The organism is Halomonas sp. TH-94 (assembly GCF_057473365.1).
The window spans coordinates 37,037-54,282 of record NZ_JBYCKL010000001.1 but is presented as its reverse complement, the minus strand read 5'-3'; the positions used below and the strand labels follow the sequence as shown (position 1 = coordinate 54,282).

Genomic DNA, 17,246 nt, shown 5'->3' with positions numbered 1-17,246 from the left:
GCAGCGAAAGAAAGCGTTTGCCGTGCCCAAACGGGGCGCAGCGTTCACGCAGTGTTGCGCCCTGACCTCGCCGTTGTTTTGACGAGTGTCAATGCCACGGCAAGTAGAGGCGCTGGGGGCACCATAAAGGCATTTTGGAAATACCTCTTTTGACTTGCGTCAACGCCAGTGCCGATGGCCGCTTTCAGGACTGATGTCGCATGTAAGATACCGCTTAAGATCATGCTTCCAACGTCCTGCCTGGAAACCGCCCATGGCTGCACTCGACGAACTCGACCGTCACCTCATCGATGCCTTTCAGCGCGGCCTGCCGCTCTGCGAGCGTCCCTTTGCCGCCATGGCCGAGCGTGTGGGAGCGAGCGAGGCGCAAGTGATCGAGCGCCTTCAGGCCCTGCAGCAGTGTCAGGTTCTGAGCCGGGTAGGGCCGGTCTTCGACCATGCCCGGGCCGGTGCCAGCCTGCTGGCGGCGGTGGCGGTACCCGAGGCCGAACGCGATCGCGTGGCTGAGGTGATCAATCGCTCGCCGGGGGTCAATCACAACTATGCACGTGAACACGACTACAACCTCTGGTTCGTGATGACCGCCCCCGACGAGCGTCGGCTCGAGGCGCGGCTCGAGGCGCTGGAAGAGGAGCTGGGCGCTCCGCTGCTGCGCCTGCCCATGGTCGAGGGGTTTCACATCGACCTCGGCTTCCCCATCCCCTGGGCCGAACTGGAGGCGTCATGAACAGCCTTTCGATGGCTTCCATCTCTCCCCACGAAGATTCTGCTACGCAGCGGCTTCGGGCGCTGCTGGAGCGCGGCCTGCCGCTGACCGCACGCCCCTGGCAGGCGTTGGCCGAGCAGTGCGGCATGAGCGAAGGCGAGGTGCTGGCCTGGGTCGAGCGCTGGCAGCGCGAAGGCCTGATCAAGCGCATGGGACTGGTGGTCAAGCACCACGCCCTGGGCATTCGCGCCAATGCCATGGTGGTGTGGGACCTGCCCGATGACGTCGTGGCCGAGGTAGGGCGGCGCCTTGCCGAGGAGCCTGCGGTGACGCTCTGCTATCGGCGCCCGCGGCGCCTGCCCGACTGGCCCTACAACCTGTTCTGCATGATCCACGGCACCCGGCGCGAGCGCGTGCTGCGGTCGCTGGACGAAATCGTCCAACGTCAGGGTCTGCAGCAGATACCCCACCGTGTGCTGTTCAGCCTCAAGGCCTACAAGCAGTGCGGCGGACGCTACACCCGGGAGGAGCAGTCATGAGCCTTGCACGGACCCAGCGGCCCGAGCCGGCCGAGTTGGACAGCGCCGATCGGCGCATCATCAACCGCCTGCAGGATGGGCTGCCGCTGGTCGAGTCGCCCTATGCCGCCGTGGCTGCGGAGATTTCGCTTTCCGAAGGGGAGCTGCTCTACCGCCTCGAGCGTCTGCTGGAGGCCGGAGTGCTGAGCCGATTCGGCCCCATGTACCACGCCGAGCGGTTGGGCGGCGGGCTGACCCTGGCTGCGCTGGAAGTCCCGGAGGCCGATTTCGAGCGAGTCACCGCGGCGGTCAACGCCTTTCCCGAGGTGGCCCACAACTACCGTCGCGAACACCGCCTCAACATGTGGTTCGTGCTGGCCACCGAGACCCCCGAACGTATCGGTGAAGTGATCGCGGCGATCGAGGCCGCCACCGGCCTTACGGTATTCAACATGCCCAAGCAGGAGGAATTCCATGTCCGTCTCCACCTGCCCGTCTGAGCCGCGGGAAGCCACCGTCGACTCCGATGGTCTGGACGATCTCGACCGCGCCCTCATCGTCGCCACCCAGGCGGGCTTGCCGCTGGTGCCGGACCCCTGGGGTGCGGTGGGCAAGCCCCTTGGCCTCGATGGCAACGAGGTACGCCTGCGCATGCAGCGCATGCAGGCGAGCGGGGTGATCCGCCGTGTCGCTGCGGTGCCCAATCACTACCGGCTCGGCTACGTGGCCAACGGCATGACCGTATGGGACGTGGACGACGCCCACATCCAGCGGCTGGGACGCGAAGTGGCGGCCATCCCCGGCGTCAGCCACTGCTACCGACGCCCGCGCCACCTGCCTGAATGGCCTTACAACCTGTTCGTGATGCTGCATGGGCGCAGCCAGGCCGAGGTCGAGCGTCAGGCCGAATCGCTGCGTGAACTCCTCGGCGACGCCTGCCGCGACCACCGCATTCTTTACAGCTCCCGCATTCTCAAGAAGACCGGCCTGCGGCTTGCACGCCGGCCCGGTCCGCCGCGCTGAGCCTGCGCCGCGCCAGAGGAGGTTTCTTATGTTCCGCGTTACCCGCTACGTCAAGTCGCTGCTGGAGCCCACGCCAGTGCCACCGGCCCACAAGCCCCCCGGGCCGGTGGTGATCTGGAATCTGATTCGGCGCTGCAACCTGACCTGCAAGCACTGCTACACGGTGTCGGCGGACATCGACTTCAAGGGCGAGCTCACAACCGAGGAGGTCTTCACCGTTCTCGACGACCTCAAGCGGTTCCGGGTGCCGGCGCTGATTCTTTCCGGCGGCGAGCCGCTGATGCGCCCGGACATCTTCGAGATATCCCAGCGTGCTCGGGAGCTCGGCATCTACACCGGGCTCTCCACCAACGGCACACTGATCGACGAGAGCAACATCGCGCAGATCGCCGAGTGCGGCTACGACTACGTAGGCATCAGCATTGACGGCCTCGAAGCCACCCATGATGAGTTCCGTCGCCGCAAAGGGGCGTTCCGCGAGTCGATGCACGCCGTCAAGCTGTGCAAGCAGCACGGCATCAAGGTGGGGCTGCGCTTCACCCTGACGCAGCAGAACTACGAGCAGCTCGACGACATCCTGGCGCTGATCGACGAGCACGACGTCGACAAGTTCTACCTCTCTCACCTCAACTACGGCGGACGCGGCCATCGCCACCGCAAGCAGGACGCCTGGTATCAGATGACCCGCGATGCCATGACCCGGCTGTTCGACCACTGCCGGGCCGAGCTCGAGCGCGGCGTGGAGCGTGAATACGTCACCGGTAACAACGATGCCGATGGCCCCTTCCTGCTGATGTGGGCTCGCGAGCACTTTCCCGATCAGGCCGAGGAGCTGGAACGCCGCCTGATCAACTGGGGCGGCAACGCCTCGGGTGAACACATCGCCAACATCGACAACCTGGGCACGGTGCACCCGGACACCTTCTGGTGGGACCACGACCTCGGCAACGTGCGTCAGCAGCCGTTCTCCGAAATATGGAGCAACACCCAGGATGCGCTGATGCAGGGCTTCCGCCAGCGCCCGCGTCCGCTCAAGGGGCGCTGCGGCGATTGCCGTTATCTGGCCATTTGTAACGGCAATACCCGGGTACGCGCGTGGAAAGTCACTGGCGACCCCTGGGAAGAGGACCCCGGCTGCTACCTCAGCAACGAGGAGATCGGTGTGGACAAGAGCCGACAGCGGCGCGTGGCGGCAGCCTATGACGCCATCCAGAGCGTCGAGCTCTAGGCCGACAACATAATTCAAATGAGTGACGCTTCGGGGAGAGGCCGACCATGACAACACACCGTCAATCGAGACATATGAGCTTCGACCTCGACGAGGCGCCGCTGGCGCCCGGCGAAGTCGCCATCGTCGGCGCCGGCCCCGGCGATCCCGGTCTGCTGACCCTGCGCGCCCTGTCGCTGTTGCAGCAGGCCGACTGTCTGGTCTTCGACCGCCTGGTATCCGAGGAAGTGCTGGCGCTGGCCCGCCCCGAGGCGGAACGCTACTACGTGGGCAAGGCCTCGAGCCATCATTCGCTGCCCCAGGAGGAGACCAATGCCCTGCTGGTGAGGCTGGCGCAGGAAGGCCGGCGCGTGCTGCGGCTCAAGGGCGGCGACCCCTACATCTTCGGCCGTGGCGGCGAAGAAGCCGAGTACCTGATCGAATACGGCGTCGGCTTTCGTGTGGTGCCGGGCATCACTTCGGCCTCGGGCTGCTCCAGCTATGCAGGCTTCCCGCTCACCCACCGCGATTACGCCCAGAGCGTGACCTTCGTCACCGGTCACGCCAAGGCCGACGGTGAGCTGACGCTGGATTGGGCCGCCCTTGCGGTGCCCCACCATACGGCGGTGTTCTACATGGGCCTGGCCAATGCGACGCTGATCAGCCGCGAGCTGCAGCGCCACGGCCTGCCGGCGGATCATCCCGTGGCACTGGTGGAGCGTGGCACCACCCCGGGACAGCGCAACGTCTTCGCCACCCTGGGCGACCTGGTGGAAACGATCGAACGCGAGGCGCTCAAGCCGCCGACCCTGATCGTGGTGGGCGAAGTGGTACGCCTGGCCGACACACTGGCCCCCGGCATGACGCGCCTCTCCCGTACCGATGTCGATATGGAGCCCGCTTTGGCGATGGGGAGGGTGGCACTGTGAAAACCACCAGACTGCTTCTCGGCGCTCTGCTCGGCCTGTCCATGCCCGCCCTGCCGGCGCTTGCCGACGAGCCCGATGCCAACGTGCTCTACAACCACCACTGTGCCATCTGCCACGGCGTGAGCCGGCTGGGTGGCATCGGTCCGGCGCTGTTACCGGACAACCTTTCGCGGCTCAAGCGCGGCGAGGCCATCGAGGTGATCCGCGATGGCCGCGTGGCAACCCAGATGCCGGCATACGGGGAGCTGCTCGGCGAAGCCGAGATCGCCGCCCTGGCCGAGTGGATATTCGAGGCGCCGGACGTCGAACCGAGCTGGACCGACGAGGACATCCTGGCCAGCCACGTGGTCAACCACGCCTACGGCTCACTGCCTGACGAACCGGTATTCGAGGTCGAGGATCTCAAGAATCTGTTCCTGGTGGTGGAGATCGGCGATCACCACGTCAGCCTGCTCGACGGCGACAGGTTCGAGCGCATCACTCGCTTCCCCAGCCGCTATGCGCTGCACGGCGGGCCCAAGTACACCCCGGACGGCCGCTACGTGTTCTTCGGCTCCCGCGACGGCTGGGTCACCAAGTACGACATCTACAACCTCGAGGTCACCGCCGAGGTTCGCGCCGGTATCAACATGCGCAATATCGCCGTCTCCGCCGACGGCAACTACGTGCTCGCCGGCAATTACCTGCCCCATACGCTGGTGTTGCTGGATGCGCGTAACCTCGAGCTCATCGCCAGTATCCCGGTGGAAGGCCTCAACGGTGACACCTCGCGGGTCAGCGCCGTGTACACCGCGCCGCCGCGTAACAGCTTCGTCGCCGCCCTGCGCGACATTCCCGAGGTGTGGGAGATCCGCTGGCCCGAGGAGCGGGCCGACGGCGACGAGACCATCGTCGGCGATTTTGCCCTGCACCGCATGGAGGCGCCGGACTATCTCGACGATTTCTTCTTCGACATGGAGTACCGCTACCTGGTGGGTGCCGCTCGCGGGGGCCAGGGCGGCCAGGTGTTCGACATGGACGATGAGGTCAAGGTTGCCGACCTGCCGCTGGAGGGCATGCCGCACCTGGGTGCCGGTATCACCTGGGAGCTGGACGGCCGCCGGGTGATGGCGATCCCGCACATCGACAAGGGACAGGTCTCGGTATTCGACATGACCGACTGGTCGCTGATCACCCATATCGAGACCGACGGCCCCGGCTTCTTCATGCGTAGCCACGAAAACTCGCCCTACGCCTGGGTGGACGTCTTCTTCGGCCCCAATCACGACCGCATCCACGTGATCGACAAGCAAACGCTGGAGATCGTCGAGACGCTGATCCCCGAACCGGGCAAGACCGCCGCCCACGTGGAGTTCGACCGCCGCGGCGAGACCCTGCTGCTAAGCATCTGGGACGACGACGGCTACCTGCTGTGGCTCGATGCCAACACCTTGGAAGAGCTGGGCCGCATGCCGATGAAGCGTCCCTCGGGCAAGTACAACGTGTGGAACAAGACCCAATACGAAGAAGGCACCAGCCATTAGTAAGCATTGGCTTGGTGGCCATTAAAAAGAAGCATTCTTGATACGGGTCATGAAGGCGCCCGGCGCGAATCGCCATAATGGATTCGTCCAACCATTCAAGTCGGGTATGCCGCCATGAACAACGCTTCTCCCGCTCCTCGTCAATCGCGCCTCCCCTTGGCGCGGTTGGCGTTTCGCCCCTTCTTCCTGCTGGCATCGCTGTTCAGCGTGCTGGCGATGGTGGTGTGGTTCGCGTTCTGGCACGGCGATATCCTGCTGCGCCCCCACGGCGGGCTGATGTGGTGGCACCAGCACGAGATGATCTTCGGTTTCGGCGCCGCCGTGGTGGTCGGTTTCCTGCTTACCGCGGTACAGAACTGGACCGGCAGGAAGAGCGTGAGCGGTGCACCGCTGCTCGCCCTGGTGGCGCTGTGGTTGGCGGCCCGGCTTCTGCTGGCATTTCCCGTGGGGCTACCGACATGGTTGTTGATCGCCCTGGACGTGGCGTTTCTGCCGCTGGCGGCCTTGATCATGGCGCGCCTGGTGCTGGCAGCGAAGCTGTGGCGCAATCTGATGTTCGTGCCGGTGCTGCTGCTGCTGACCGGGGCCAACCTGGCCATGCACCTTGGCGTGGCGCTGGGCAGGTTCGAGCTTATCCGTGAAGGTGGCTATCTCGGCGTGCTGCTGATCGCGGTGCTGATGGTGCTGCTGGGTGGGCGCGTGATTCCCTTCTTCACCTCGCGCAAGCTGGGGCGGCCGCAGCCGGCCCCGATTCCCCTATTGGAGAAGGTGACCGTGCTGTCGATGGCCGCCGTAGTGCTGCTGCAGTTGGCAGTGCTGCTGGGTGTGGCCGTACCCGCTGCGCTGCTGGCTGTCGTCATGCTGGTGGCGGCAGCGACCAGCCTGGTGCGTCTGGCGCGCTGGGAAGGCCATCTCACTCTGCGCGAGCCGCTGCTGTGGGGCCTGCACCTCAGCTACGCCTTCGTGCCGCTCGGTCTGACGATGTGGGCGATGGCGCTGTTCGGCGCCTTCCGCGTCGAACTGGCCCTGCATGCGCTGGCCATCGGCGGCATCGCCGCGATGATGCTGGCCATGATGGCGCGGGTGTCGCTGGGGCACACCGGCCGGGAAATTCGCACACTGCCGGGGATCGGCGTGGGGCTTGCGCTGATGTTTGCCGGCGCCCTGCTGCGTGCGCCGGTGCTGGCCGTTTTCCCGCAGATCACCCACTGGACCTACAACCTGAGCATCATCTTCTGGTGTATCGCCTATCTCATCTTCCTGTTTCACTATACGCTGCCGCTATTGAGCGCCCGCGTAGACGGCCAAGAGGGATGACCGGAGCCACCCGATGATCGAGCACTATTCATTGATCAAGCACCTGCACATGACCACGGCGGTACTGAGTATTCTTTTCTTCATCGTCCGCGCCTGGTGGTCGGTGCGCGAGATCACGCTGCTGCAGCGGCGCTGGGTCAGGGTCCTGCCCCACGTCAACGATACCCTGCTGCTGCTGCTGGGCATTACCTTGATGACCATGCTCTCCATGTGGCCGCATCAGCATCCGTGGCTGGCCGCCAAGCTGCTGGGTCTGCTGGGCTACATTCTGCTCGGCACCGTGGCGATCAAGCGCGGGCGTACCCCGATGACGCGGGGCCTGGCCGCCTTGGCCGCCATCGTCGTGTTCGTCTACATCATGGGTACGGCGATGACCAAGGACCCCCTGTTTTTCGTGATGCTCCGATAGGCGCCTGGACGGTGGGCTTTTCCCGGCGTGTCGAGCTTCTATACTGAAGGCCCGAGAAGACATTCACGAGAAAGAGGAAAACCGCATGGCCAATCAAGATCTTCCCTCCGGCGCCGGCAAGGTGGCGGATGAATATCCCGACGTGTGGCGGGCCTTCGCCTCGCTGGGGAAGGCGTGTGCCGAAGCCGGCCCGCTGGACGATCGCACGCGGCGCCTGGTCAAGCTGGCCCTGGCCGTGGGTGGCGGTTCGGAAGGCGCGGTGCATTCCCACATGCGTCGCGCCATGGATGAGGGCATCGAACCCGAAGCCTTGAAGCAGGTTGCGATGCTGGCGATTCCTACCCTGGGGCTGCCGGCGGGCGTGGCGGCGTTGACCTGGATCGAGGACATCACCGACGCCAAGAAGTAAACGACTGCGGGCGGGCCTGCTGCGGCCCGCCATGCGACATTCCGCCACTCTCCACCGCCCTTGAAATCCCGCTGTTCCCACCGTTCTTTACCCGCGATTTGACGAGGGTCAATGCCGCTCTCATCCCTGAGTTGTACTCTTAACATGCATTGAAGATGCTTGTTTTAGGGGTGGGGCTCGCCGACTTCGGTCGCAGGTCCCTGAAGTGTCACCAGCGAGGGGGAAAGGCCCATGACCGAAGGCCTCACCAAGGCGGCGGCCCGTAATATCTTTTACGGCGGCTCGCTATTCTTTTTCCTGCTGTTTGCCGCTCTCACGGCTCACAGTCATTTCTATATCGTCAACACCTCGACCCAGCCCTTGACGGACACCGTTCGCCTGGGCAAGCACGTATGGGAAGAGCACAACTGCATCAACTGTCACACCATTCTCGGCGAAGGCTCCTATTTCGCTCCCGAAGTCGGGAACGTCTGGACCCGTTTCGGCGGGCGCGACAACCCCGAGGCCGCTCGCATGGCGCTGACGGCTTGGATGAATGCCCAGCCCACCGGCGCGCCCGGCCGTCGTCAGATGCCGGCACACGACATCAACGACGAAGAAATGGCGGCGCTGATCGATTTCCTGGAGTGGACCGATTCCATCGACACCCAGGGCTGGCCGCCGCACCCGGCAGGCTGATCCGCGTTCCAGGAACCAAGGAGTCGAACCATGAAATACGAAACGCAGAAGGTGGCCTTGCCGTTCTTCATGCTGGCAATGGCACTATTCGCTCTACAGATCATCTTCGGGCTAGCGGCAGCGGCAGCCTATGTGTGGCCGCACTTCATGTCCGAGGCGATGCCCTTCAACATCACCCGTACCAGTCACACCAACCTCTTGATCGTTTGGCTCTTGATCGGCTTCATGGGTAGCACCTACTACCTGATGCCCGAAGAAGCCGAGAACGAGATCTACAGCCCCAAGCTGGCCTACTTCCAGCTGCTGCTGTTCGCCATTGCCGGCGCCGGCGCGCTGATCAGCTACCAGTTCGGCATTCACGAGGGGCGTCACTATCTCGAGCAGCCGCTGTGGTCGAAGCTGTTGATTACCATCTCGTTCCTGATGTTCCTGTTCAACACCAGCCTGACCATGCTCAGGGGCCGCAAGACCGCCATCAACATGGTGCTGATGCTGGGCCTGTGGCTGGCGGCGGTATTCTGGCTGTTCGCCTTCTACAACCCCGACAACCTGGCGCTCGACAAGCTGTGGTGGTGGTGGATCGTGCACATCTGGGTCGAAGGCGTGTGGGAGCTGATCATGGCTTCGCTGCTCGGCTACCTGTTGATCAAGATGACCGGTGTCGACCGCGAGATCATCGAGAAGTGGCTCTACGTCATCGTCGGCCTGGCGCTGTTCTCCGGCCTGCTGGGCACCGGCCACCACTACTACTGGATCGGCACCCCCGGCTACTGGCAGCCGATCGGCAGCATCTTCTCCACGCTGGAAGTGATCCCGTTCTTCGCCATGGTGGTGTTCGCCTTCTACATGTTCTGGAAGGGCAGCCGTAACCACCCCAACAAGGCCGCCATGCTGTGGACCCTGGGCTGTGCCGCCGTGGCGTTCTTCGGCGCCGGCGTGTGGGGCTTCATGCACACCCTGTCGTGGATCAACTACTACACCCACGGCACCCAGATCACCGCGGCCCACGGCCACCTGGCCTTCTACGGCGCCTACGTGATGTTGATCATGGGTATCATCACCTACGCCATGCCGCAGATGCGTCGCGTGCAGCCCTACAACCAGGTGCTCAACATGTGGGCCTTCTGGATCATGACGTCGGCCATGTGGTTCATGACCTTCACCCTGACCTTTGCCGGTGTCGTCCAGACTCACCTGCAGCGGGTATTGGGCATGAACTTCATGCAGGTCCAGGCGCAGCTCGAGCTGTTCTACGTGATGCGCTTCGGCACCGGCATCTTCGTTGCCATCGCCGCCGCCATGTTCTTCTACGCGGTCTTCGGTCCGGCGCGCCAGCAGGTGTCTGCACACGTCAAGCAGCCCTCCATCGTTGCCACCGAGTGAGCCAGTGACGGGGCGGCCTGCCGCCCCGTCCTATTCTCCCCCCTGGAGTTTTCGCCATGTCGCATACCGCTACCGCCACTGCAGCCGTTCATGACCTCGAGCGGGACCTGCCCTACTACGAACCGGTCGGCAACGAGTGCGCGCTGTTCGAGCAGGCGTACCGGCAGCGTCTGCCGCTGCTGCTCAAGGGACCGACCGGCTGCGGCAAGACCCGTTTCGTCAGCCACATGGCGGCCAAGCTGGGCCGTCCGCTGTTCACCGTTTCCTGCCACGATGACCTGACCGCCGCCGATCTCACCGGCCGCTACCTGCTGCAAGGCGGCGAGACCCGCTGGGTCGACGGGCCGTTGACCCGCGCCGTGCGCGAAGGCGGCATCTGCTACCTCGACGAAGTGGTCGAGGCACGCAAGGACGTCACCGTGGTGATGCACCCCCTTACCGACGACCGTCGCATGCTGCCGCTGGAACGTACCGGCGAGCTGCTCGAGGCGCCGGCCGATTTCATGCTGGTGGTCTCCTATAACCCCGGCTATCAGCACATTCTCAAGTCGCTCAAGCCAAGTACCCGTCAGCGCTTCGTGGCGATGTCGTTCGACTTCCCGCCGCCCCGGGTGGAGTGCGATATCGTGGCGCGCGAAAGCGGCCTGTCGCATGAGCGCTGCGCCGCCCTGGTCAACCTGGCCGGTCGCCTGCGTGAACTCAAGGGCCAGGACCTGGAAGAGGGTGTCTCCACCCGCTTGCTGGTCTACTGCGCCACCCTGATCAACGCCGGCATGCCGATCCTCGAAGCCACCCGCGCCACCCTGGTCGAACCGCTTACGGACGACCTGGACGTGCAGGAAGGCTTGATCGAGTCGATTCGCGCCACGTTCGGCTGAGTTCAACCACACTGGCTGCGCTCACAGAGCCTAGCGCCCCTTCCAGGAGTATGACCATGCAATTTCTCGAGCTCGAAGAGTTCGTCGGTCGCCACTGGCATCGCTGGGCCTCCAGCGCGGCCAGCTATCAGCGCTATCCGGAAGCGGCCGTGTCCATGGAGCAGATGCGCCACGTGCTCGGCGTGTTCTTCCGTGCCAGCGGCGGCGAAGCGGGCGTGGAGGTGGCGGCCATCATTGCGCGCAGCTCCCATCACCGCCTCTCGCTGCGCCAGAAGCTGGGCTTCGACGACGAGGCCATCGATCAGGCGCGGCGCGACGAAGAGAACCTGCTGCTGCCGCCGCGGATCGACCTGTTTCCCGATGCCGAGCTGAATCGCGACCTCTACTTCTGGCTGGTCGCTTACCTGGCGGTGGCGCGCAAGCCGGTGCCTCAGCGGGACCCGTTGCGTGACGACCTGTCCCGCTTGCGCGAGGCGGTGCGCGCCCGTGACGCAGCGCTGGCCCGTTTCCCCGGGCTTGCCGAACGCTACCGGCGTTTGAGCCTTGCGCTGCTGCTGGTGCGTCCTGCCCGGCGCCGGTTGCCACCCATGGAGCTGGCATTGGAGCAGACCCTGCGTGTGCTGCTCGGCGAAGAGCAGGAGCTCGAAGGCTGGGCGGCAGCCATGCATCGCGCCGTGGTCGACTCCGAGCCCTGCCTGCAGGGAATTACCGCCCCGCGAGGTTATCGCCCGCCGCTGCCGGTGCCGCTGTGGGGCCAGGTGGTCGCGCTGGGTACCGGCGCGGGGCGCGACGAGAGCCAGGAAGACCCCGAGGAAGGGGAAACCAACAGCGCGCAGACCGTCAGTGACGGCAAGCGCAAGGCCGAGCGCAAGCGCCAGGACCAGACCGAGCGCGACGACCCGCTGATCGCCAATCGCTTCGAGAAGATGCTCTCCTGGACCGAGATGGTGAACCTCAACCGCCTGGTCGAGGACAACGAAGACGAGGAAGCCAAGCGCGCCGCCGAGCAGATGGAGGAGATCATCCTCAGTCCGCACAAGCAGCGAGCAGCGACGCGCATCAAGGTCGACCTCGACCTGCCGCCGGACGAAGCGATGGGTGAGCGACTGCGCGGCAAGCATACCTATCCGGAATGGAACTACCGCAAGCAGATCTACCTGCCCGACCACTGCCTGGTGCATACCGAGCTTGCGAGCGAGGAGGGCGAGCAATGGCAGCCCGATGCCGCCACTCACCGGCGCATCCGCCGCGTACGCCGTGAATTCGAGGCGCTGCGTCCGCGCCGCGAGACCCTACGTGGCCAGTACGACGGCAGCGAACTCGACATGGACGCGGTGATCCGCTCACGCTGCGATCTGGCCGCCACCGGCGAGTCCAGCGACCGGCTCTATCAGGCCACCCGCCAGCAGGCCCGCGACCTCGCGGTATCGATTCTGGTCGACGTGTCGCTCTCCACCGATGCCTGGCTCGAGGACCGTCGCGTGCTCGACGTGGCCAAGGAGGCGCTGCTGGTGCTGGGCCATGGCCTGGCCGGCTGCGGCGACGACTACAGCATTCACTGCTTCACCTCGCACCGGCGCCACAAGGTGTGGGTCAACACCCTGAAGACCTTCGACGAGCCCATGAGCGAGCGGGTATCGCGGCGCGTCTCGGCGCTCAAGCCCGGGCACTACACCCGCATGGGGCCGGCGATCCGCCACGTGACCAAGGAGCTTTCCGAACGCCCCAACCGGCATCGGCTGCTGCTGCTGCTCACCGACGGCAAGCCCAACGACACCGATTACTACGAGGGCCGCTACGGCATCGAGGACACCCGCCGGGCGGTACTCGAAGCGCGCCAGCACGAGGTGCGGGTGTTCGGCGTGACCATCGACAGCGAGGCTCACCAGTACGTATCGCACCTGTTCGGCCGCGGCAGCTATGCCATCGTCAACCGGCCGGAGCACCTGTCGCTGGCGTTGCCGGGTATATATCGCCAGATCATCGGTAATTAGGGAGGGAGTGAAGATGACAGTTAACCGTCCCGCTATCGCACTTGCCCTCGGCCTGCTGGCCGCCTTCGCGGTGATCACCCCGCTGGCCTGGGTGATCAACACCCAGGACTGGGGCATCCTGATGATGTTCGTCGCACCTTTCGCGGTGTACGGACTGATCCGCCTGGCCCGGCGGCTGGCCGAGTGGGCTGGGGTAGGACCACCTCCTCCCACCTACTGATTCCGCCGTCACTACCACGCAAACGGCGCCGCTATCCTCGATAGCGGCGCCGTTTCGTTCATTTCTCTCGAGGACGAAGGCTAGGCTAACTGGGCGACAAGATAGCCGGATGCCACCAGCGCCAGGGTCGCCAGCACCAGCCCGACGAAGGCGCCGCGCCAGGCGGGCGAGGCGTCGGCCAGGCCCAGGTAGACCATCAGCACCCGGTGCGCCTTGAAGAAGGTAGTGGCCAGCAGCAGGCCCGCCGACCACAGCGGCAGGGCGGCCAGACGGGCATCGCCGCCGAGCCGGGCGGAGAGCATGGCGACCAGCGTCAGCCCCATCAGCACCGCCCAGGTAATCAGCAGCCGGCGGGTGGCGGCGTCGCGAAAGGCGTCTTGCATGGCGCGCATGGGCTCACCTCAGCAGGTAGATGATCGGGTAGAGCAGGATCCAGATCAGATCGACCATGTGCCAGAAGGCCGCGGCGGTCTCCACGTTGTCGTGGGAAATGCGCCAGGCCACCAGGGCGATCAGCCCCAGGCCGAACAGCACGTGGGCGAAGTGGAATCCGGTCAGCAGGTAGTAGAAGGTGAAGAAGGTGTTGGTCTCGGGCATCAGCCCCTGGCCGAGCTTGTCGGCGTATTCCACCACCTTGACCACGCAGAACACCACGCCCAGGGCGAAGGCCGCCCCCAGCCACTGGCGGCAACGGTGTATCTTGCCTTGGGTGATGGCCTGCACCGCCAGGGCGGCGAACAGCCCGCTTGTCAGCAGTACCAGGGTGTTGATGCCGCCGGCCACCGGATCTAGCAGCTGCTGGGAGGCATCGAAGACCTCGCGCTCGCCCACACGCAGCCAGGCGAACAGCCCGAAGAAGGCGGCGAATACCACCATTTCACTGAGGATCAGCACCCACATGAGCGGGTTTCCGGGCAGGGCCGAAAGCGGCCCCCAGCCCGGGTTGGGCAGCGGCCGCGGTTGAGCCGTCTCCTGACGATGCGACACTCAGCCCACCGTGGGGTGGGAAGCGCCCTCGAACTCGGCGCGAACGGCTGGGGTGGTGAGCTTCCAGCCGACCCAGGCGAACAGCACCACCAGCACCGTGGCGACCATGATCAACAGCGCCAGGGCGCCGATCAGGCCTGCCACCGGGTCTTCGGGGCCGGTCAGGTTGCCTGCGGCATCGGCCATGAAGCCGAAGGTCAGCGGCGTCAAGGCGGCGCCGCCCAGCACGCCGACAAAGCCGGCACCTACCAGGCCGATGAAGGCCGGCCTGGCCCAGCGGCGGCGCTGCAACAGGGCTACGGAAAGCGCCAGAGTAATGGCGGCACCCACCATCAGCAGACCGGCCACGGTATTGCTGCGCTCGACCAGCCAGGCCACGCCGCCGGTGAGCCCGCCGCTGCCGGTTTCCACGCCGAGCGAAGCGACCAGCGCATCACCCGGCAGCAGCGGTAGCGTGACCAAAGCCAGAACCAGGGCAGAGAAAGCGATGAAGCCCCAGGCGAGACCGGTGACAGCAACCGACCGAGAAGGCGGCAAGCGCAGGGTCGAAGTGGCGGTGTTCATGGGCGTACTCCCGTATTCAGTCTTCCAGCGACACCTTGGCGCCGCCGAACAGCAGGCTGCGTGGGTCGTCGATGGCGCGGTCGTTCAGCAGGCGGTTGATGCCCACTCCGCTGCGGCCGATGGTCCAAGCCAGGCAGGCGGTGAAGAAACCGTAACCCAGCACCCAGGAAGCCCAGGCAGGCGCACCGATCAGCCCCAGCAGGTACCAGGCGGCAAGCGCCGCGGCACCACCCAGGGCGCCCAACCAAAAGGTGCGGATCTGGAACAGCAGATGGCTTTCCACCCAGTCGGCATTGCGGCGGCGGCGAAAGTGGGCGATTAGCACGCCGATGGGCGCGGTGACCACCGCCATGATGCTACCCAGATAGAGCACATAGACCACTGCCGCCAGGCTGCGGCCTCGCGTATCGTGTCGTGCGTCGGTCGCATCGGTTTGTGCATTGGGGTACGAGATGGTGGACATCGCTCCCTCCCGTTGGGTGTGTCGATTGAAAGAAGTATTCGTGCTGACTGTTATGGGCACTATGCCCCGAGCGGTACTGGCAGTCCTTGCCTTGGGTCAAAGCGGGGCCGGTTCGGTGCGGTATTTGCCAGCCCCGCCATAGAAGGGCATCTCGAAAGCCTTTCGGAGCACGGCGACCCCATTCCCACCGCTACCGCCATTCAGCAGCATCTGGAGAATCCCGACTTCGCCGGGTGGGTGTGGGCCGCGGTCGAGATCGACATGACTCCCTATCTGGGTAAGAGTCACAAGATCAACGTTACCCTGCCCGATCTGCTGATCAAGCGCATCGACAGCACCGTAGCGAAGCACGGCGATTACAAGAGCCGTTCCGGCTTCCTGGCCCGTGCTGCGCTGCATGAACTCGAGCGTCACGCTCAATAAAGCCTAGCCCTGACAACACCCCACCAAAAAAAGCGGCGACCGAAGTCGCCGCCCTTTGATGAAGCCTAACATAAACCCAGCCGGCTCAACCCTGCTGCGGCTTGGCCTGGGTTGCGGCCAGTTCCTGCTCTTCGATCATGCGGTCTACCGAGGAGACGTAGTACTCCTCGTCGAACGCGCCTTCCGGCTCCTTCAGCCAGATCAGGCAGATCAGCCAGCTGAGGAAGGCGCCGCCGGCGATGATGTAGAAGAACTGGGTCGGGGTGACGAAGGTGAAGATGGTCAGGTAGACCACCGCCCCCACGTTGCCGTAGGCGCCGGCCATGCCCGAGATCTGCCCGGTGATGCGGCGCTTGATCGAGGGGATGATGCCGAAGGTGGCACCCTCCGCCCCCTGCACGAAGAAGGAGGTGAAGATGGTGATGGCAATGGCGATGATCAGCGGCCAGTTGGAGTTGAGCAGGGCCATCAGCACGAAGCCGATACCGATGCCGAACATGTAGCTGAGCATGACGAAGCGGCGGTTGCCCATGCGGTCCGATACCAGGCCGCCCATGGGGCGCGCCACCAGGTTGACGAAGGCGAACGAGGCGGCGATCAGGCCTGCGGCGGCGGCGGTCAGCCCCCAGGTTTCCTCGAAGAACATCGGCAGCATCGAGACTACCGCCAGCTCGGCGCCGAAGTTGGCGAAGTAGGTGCTGTTGAGCGCGGCCACGCTGCTGAAGGAGTACTTGTCGTCCTCCGGCACGCCCTTCTTGAGGATGGGAATATTGACCCGCAGGATCTGCACGACTTGATAGATGACCACTGCGGCGATGACCAGGTAGCAGATCAGCGCGCCGGTTGAAGAGAGGTAGCCCATGCCCTCGATGCGCCACACCAGAATGGCCAGACAGCCCACCAGCGGGATGGTCCACAGGATCAGCATGATCATGTCGCGCCAGGAGCTCACTTCCATGGCCATGGCCTTGCGCGACTTGCGGTGAGCGCGGGCATCGGGGCCGTCGGTGATGGCGAACCAGTAGAAGACACCGTAGGCCGCCATCACCAGCGCGCTGATGCCGATGGCGTAGCGCCAGCCGTCGGCGCCGCCGAACATGGTCAGGGCAATGGTGGGCAGGGTCATGGCGGCCACGGCGGAGCCGAAGTTGCCCCAGCCGGCGTAGAAGCCCTCGGCGAAGCCGATGTCCTTGGGCTTGAACCACAGCGCGGTCATGTGAATGCCGACCACGAAGCTGGCACCGATGGAGCTGAGGATCAGGCGTGAGATCAGCAGCTGCGACATGGTGTTGCCGAAGGCGAACACCAGCGCCGGAACCGCCATGGAGACCATCAGCACCGAGAACACCCGGCGCGGGCCGAAGCGGTCGAGCGCCATGCCGACGATGATACGTGCCGGTATGGTCAGCGCCACGTTGACGATGGCGAACAGGCGGATATCGTCGCGGGTCAGCCAGTCGACGCTCTTGAGCATGCTCGATGCCAAGGGCGCCATGTTGAACCACACGTAGAAGGTGATGAAGAACGCAATCCAGGTCAGGTGCAGGGCCCTGATCTCCGGACTGCGGAACTTGAAGACGGCGGACACTTTCATGGTCGTATCATCCTGAAGAGA

At 64.8% G+C, this 17,246-nt stretch carries 21 protein-coding genes; 16 read left to right on the top strand and 5 right to left on the bottom strand.

Annotation, left to right across the window (positions count from 1 at the left end):
* The first annotated feature begins 253 nt into the window (after positions 1–253).
* The 15 genes from AC2VNO_RS00250 to AC2VNO_RS00180 all read left to right on the top strand — a co-directional run bounded on the left by AC2VNO_RS00250 (position 254) and on the right by AC2VNO_RS00180 (position 13,194).
* Positions 254–727, top strand: a complete 474-nt coding sequence (locus AC2VNO_RS00250) for an AsnC family transcriptional regulator (protein WP_486932263.1) — start codon at positions 254–256, stop codon at positions 725–727.
* Positions 724–1,245, top strand: a complete 522-nt coding sequence (gene ahbB, locus AC2VNO_RS00245; RefSeq protein ID WP_486932262.1) for a siroheme decarboxylase subunit beta — start codon at positions 724–726, stop codon at positions 1,243–1,245. The genes AC2VNO_RS00250 and ahbB (AC2VNO_RS00245) overlap by 4 nt, the downstream gene beginning before the upstream one ends.
* The gene (locus AC2VNO_RS00240) at positions 1,242–1,724 is read left to right on the top strand and encodes an Lrp/AsnC family transcriptional regulator (RefSeq protein WP_486932261.1); all 483 of its coding nucleotides are present in this window, start codon (positions 1,242–1,244) and stop codon (positions 1,722–1,724) included. Before ahbB (AC2VNO_RS00245) ends, AC2VNO_RS00240 begins: the two co-directional genes overlap by 4 nt.
* The gene (gene ahbB / locus AC2VNO_RS00235; protein ID WP_486932260.1) at positions 1,699–2,247 is read left to right on the top strand and encodes a siroheme decarboxylase subunit beta; all 549 of its coding nucleotides are present in this window, start codon (positions 1,699–1,701) and stop codon (positions 2,245–2,247) included. The genes AC2VNO_RS00240 and ahbB (AC2VNO_RS00235) overlap by 26 nt, the downstream gene beginning before the upstream one ends.
* A 28-nt stretch (positions 2,248–2,275) precedes the next feature.
* Positions 2,276–3,475: a heme d1 biosynthesis radical SAM protein NirJ gene (nirJ, locus tag AC2VNO_RS00230; RefSeq protein ID WP_486932259.1), complete on the top strand. Its 1,200-nt coding sequence runs from the start codon at positions 2,276–2,278 to the stop codon at positions 3,473–3,475.
* Positions 3,476–3,522: 47 nt separating this feature from the next.
* Positions 3,523–4,383, top strand: a complete 861-nt coding sequence (gene cobA, locus AC2VNO_RS00225) for a uroporphyrinogen-III C-methyltransferase (RefSeq protein ID WP_486932258.1) — start codon at positions 3,523–3,525, stop codon at positions 4,381–4,383.
* On the top strand, positions 4,380–5,906 hold the full coding sequence (locus AC2VNO_RS00220) for a cytochrome D1 domain-containing protein (protein WP_486932257.1): 1,527 nt from the start codon (positions 4,380–4,382) through the stop codon (positions 5,904–5,906). The genes cobA and AC2VNO_RS00220 overlap by 4 nt, the downstream gene beginning before the upstream one ends.
* A gap of 114 nt (positions 5,907–6,020) precedes the next feature.
* Positions 6,021–7,223: an NnrS family protein gene (locus AC2VNO_RS00215; protein WP_486932256.1), complete on the top strand. Its 1,203-nt coding sequence runs from the start codon at positions 6,021–6,023 to the stop codon at positions 7,221–7,223.
* Positions 7,224–7,236: 13 nt separating this feature from the next.
* Positions 7,237–7,632, top strand: coding sequence for a SirB2 family protein (locus AC2VNO_RS00210; protein ID WP_486932255.1), 396 nt, complete (start codon positions 7,237–7,239; stop codon positions 7,630–7,632).
* A gap of 85 nt (positions 7,633–7,717) precedes the next feature.
* The gene (locus AC2VNO_RS00205) at positions 7,718–8,041 is read left to right on the top strand and encodes a carboxymuconolactone decarboxylase family protein (protein WP_486932254.1); all 324 of its coding nucleotides are present in this window, start codon (positions 7,718–7,720) and stop codon (positions 8,039–8,041) included.
* Between the two features lie 231 nt (positions 8,042–8,272).
* Entirely contained in the window at positions 8,273–8,719 is a 447-nt protein-coding gene (locus AC2VNO_RS00200) for a c-type cytochrome (RefSeq protein ID WP_228576869.1), read from the top strand.
* A 30-nt stretch (positions 8,720–8,749) separates the two neighbouring features.
* Complete coding sequence (locus tag AC2VNO_RS00195; RefSeq protein WP_486932253.1) at positions 8,750–10,102, top strand: cbb3-type cytochrome c oxidase subunit I; 1,353 nt, start codon at positions 8,750–8,752, stop codon at positions 10,100–10,102.
* 56 nt (positions 10,103–10,158) lie between these two features.
* Positions 10,159–10,980, top strand: a complete 822-nt coding sequence (locus tag AC2VNO_RS00190; RefSeq protein WP_228576865.1) for a CbbQ/NirQ/NorQ/GpvN family protein — start codon at positions 10,159–10,161, stop codon at positions 10,978–10,980.
* A 56-nt stretch (positions 10,981–11,036) separates the two neighbouring features.
* Complete coding sequence (locus AC2VNO_RS00185; RefSeq protein WP_486932252.1) at positions 11,037–12,974, top strand: nitric oxide reductase activation protein NorD; 1,938 nt, start codon at positions 11,037–11,039, stop codon at positions 12,972–12,974.
* Between the two features lie 13 nt (positions 12,975–12,987).
* On the top strand, positions 12,988–13,194 hold the full coding sequence (locus tag AC2VNO_RS00180) for a hypothetical protein (protein WP_234251235.1): 207 nt from the start codon (positions 12,988–12,990) through the stop codon (positions 13,192–13,194).
* Between the two features lie 80 nt (positions 13,195–13,274).
* Here AC2VNO_RS00180 and AC2VNO_RS00175 read toward each other — a convergent pair whose 3' ends face one another.
* From AC2VNO_RS00175 to AC2VNO_RS00160, 4 genes are read right to left on the bottom strand one after another with little or no spacing between them, the layout of a single operon-like run.
* Complete coding sequence (locus AC2VNO_RS00175; RefSeq protein WP_486932251.1) at positions 13,275–13,586, bottom strand: cytochrome C oxidase subunit IV family protein; 312 nt, start codon at positions 13,584–13,586, stop codon at positions 13,275–13,277.
* Positions 13,587–13,590: 4 nt separating this feature from the next.
* On the bottom strand, positions 13,591–14,181 hold the full coding sequence (locus AC2VNO_RS00170) for a cytochrome c oxidase subunit 3 family protein (protein ID WP_486932250.1): 591 nt from the start codon (positions 14,179–14,181) through the stop codon (positions 13,591–13,593).
* The gene (locus AC2VNO_RS00165; RefSeq protein WP_486932249.1) at positions 14,182–14,745 is read right to left on the bottom strand and encodes a hypothetical protein; all 564 of its coding nucleotides are present in this window, start codon (positions 14,743–14,745) and stop codon (positions 14,182–14,184) included. It lies immediately after the preceding gene.
* A gap of 16 nt (positions 14,746–14,761) precedes the next feature.
* Positions 14,762–15,208: a DUF4870 family protein gene (locus AC2VNO_RS00160; protein ID WP_486932248.1), complete on the bottom strand. Its 447-nt coding sequence runs from the start codon at positions 15,206–15,208 to the stop codon at positions 14,762–14,764.
* Between AC2VNO_RS00160 and AC2VNO_RS00155 the strand changes: the two genes are divergently transcribed.
* Positions 15,155–15,631, top strand: coding sequence for a type II toxin-antitoxin system HicB family antitoxin (locus AC2VNO_RS00155; protein ID WP_486932247.1), 477 nt, complete (start codon positions 15,155–15,157; stop codon positions 15,629–15,631). The two genes, AC2VNO_RS00160 and AC2VNO_RS00155, sit on opposite strands and share 54 nt — an antisense overlap.
* A gap of 85 nt (positions 15,632–15,716) precedes the next feature.
* Here AC2VNO_RS00155 and AC2VNO_RS00150 read toward each other — a convergent pair whose 3' ends face one another.
* The gene (locus AC2VNO_RS00150; RefSeq protein ID WP_486932246.1) at positions 15,717–17,225 is read right to left on the bottom strand and encodes an MFS transporter; all 1,509 of its coding nucleotides are present in this window, start codon (positions 17,223–17,225) and stop codon (positions 15,717–15,719) included.
* Positions 17,226–17,246 lie beyond the last annotated feature (21 nt).

Excerpts from the sequence above, each read along its gene's own strand:
- ahbB (WP_486932262.1), top strand. The coding sequence starts at position 724 with ATGAACAGCCTTTCGATGGCTTCCATCTCTCCCCACGAAGATTCTGCT.
- AC2VNO_RS00205 (WP_486932254.1), top strand. The coding sequence starts at position 7,718 with ATGGCCAATCAAGATCTTCCCTCCGGCGCCGGCAAGGTGGCGGATGAA.
- AC2VNO_RS00190 (WP_228576865.1), top strand. The coding sequence starts at position 10,159 with ATGTCGCATACCGCTACCGCCACTGCAGCCGTTCATGACCTCGAGCGG.
- AC2VNO_RS00210 (WP_486932255.1), top strand. The coding sequence starts at position 7,237 with ATGATCGAGCACTATTCATTGATCAAGCACCTGCACATGACCACGGCG.
- AC2VNO_RS00175 (WP_486932251.1), bottom strand. The coding sequence starts at position 13,586 with ATGCGCGCCATGCAAGACGCCTTTCGCGACGCCGCCACCCGCCGGCTG.
- AC2VNO_RS00185 (WP_486932252.1), top strand. The coding sequence starts at position 11,037 with ATGCAATTTCTCGAGCTCGAAGAGTTCGTCGGTCGCCACTGGCATCGC.
- AC2VNO_RS00240 (WP_486932261.1), top strand. The coding sequence starts at position 1,242 with ATGAGCCTTGCACGGACCCAGCGGCCCGAGCCGGCCGAGTTGGACAGC.
- AC2VNO_RS00195 (WP_486932253.1), top strand. The coding sequence starts at position 8,750 with ATGAAATACGAAACGCAGAAGGTGGCCTTGCCGTTCTTCATGCTGGCA.
- nirJ (WP_486932259.1), top strand. The coding sequence starts at position 2,276 with ATGTTCCGCGTTACCCGCTACGTCAAGTCGCTGCTGGAGCCCACGCCA.
- ahbB (WP_486932260.1), top strand. The coding sequence starts at position 1,699 with ATGTCCGTCTCCACCTGCCCGTCTGAGCCGCGGGAAGCCACCGTCGAC.
- AC2VNO_RS00180 (WP_234251235.1), top strand. The coding sequence starts at position 12,988 with ATGACAGTTAACCGTCCCGCTATCGCACTTGCCCTCGGCCTGCTGGCC.
- AC2VNO_RS00150 (WP_486932246.1), bottom strand. The coding sequence starts at position 17,225 with ATGAAAGTGTCCGCCGTCTTCAAGTTCCGCAGTCCGGAGATCAGGGCC.
- AC2VNO_RS00250 (WP_486932263.1), top strand. The coding sequence starts at position 254 with ATGGCTGCACTCGACGAACTCGACCGTCACCTCATCGATGCCTTTCAG.
- AC2VNO_RS00165 (WP_486932249.1), bottom strand. The coding sequence starts at position 14,745 with ATGAACACCGCCACTTCGACCCTGCGCTTGCCGCCTTCTCGGTCGGTT.
- cobA (WP_486932258.1), top strand. The coding sequence starts at position 3,523 with ATGACAACACACCGTCAATCGAGACATATGAGCTTCGACCTCGACGAG.
- AC2VNO_RS00160 (WP_486932248.1), bottom strand. The coding sequence starts at position 15,208 with ATGTCCACCATCTCGTACCCCAATGCACAAACCGATGCGACCGACGCA.
- AC2VNO_RS00215 (WP_486932256.1), top strand. The coding sequence starts at position 6,021 with ATGAACAACGCTTCTCCCGCTCCTCGTCAATCGCGCCTCCCCTTGGCG.
- AC2VNO_RS00200 (WP_228576869.1), top strand. The coding sequence starts at position 8,273 with ATGACCGAAGGCCTCACCAAGGCGGCGGCCCGTAATATCTTTTACGGC.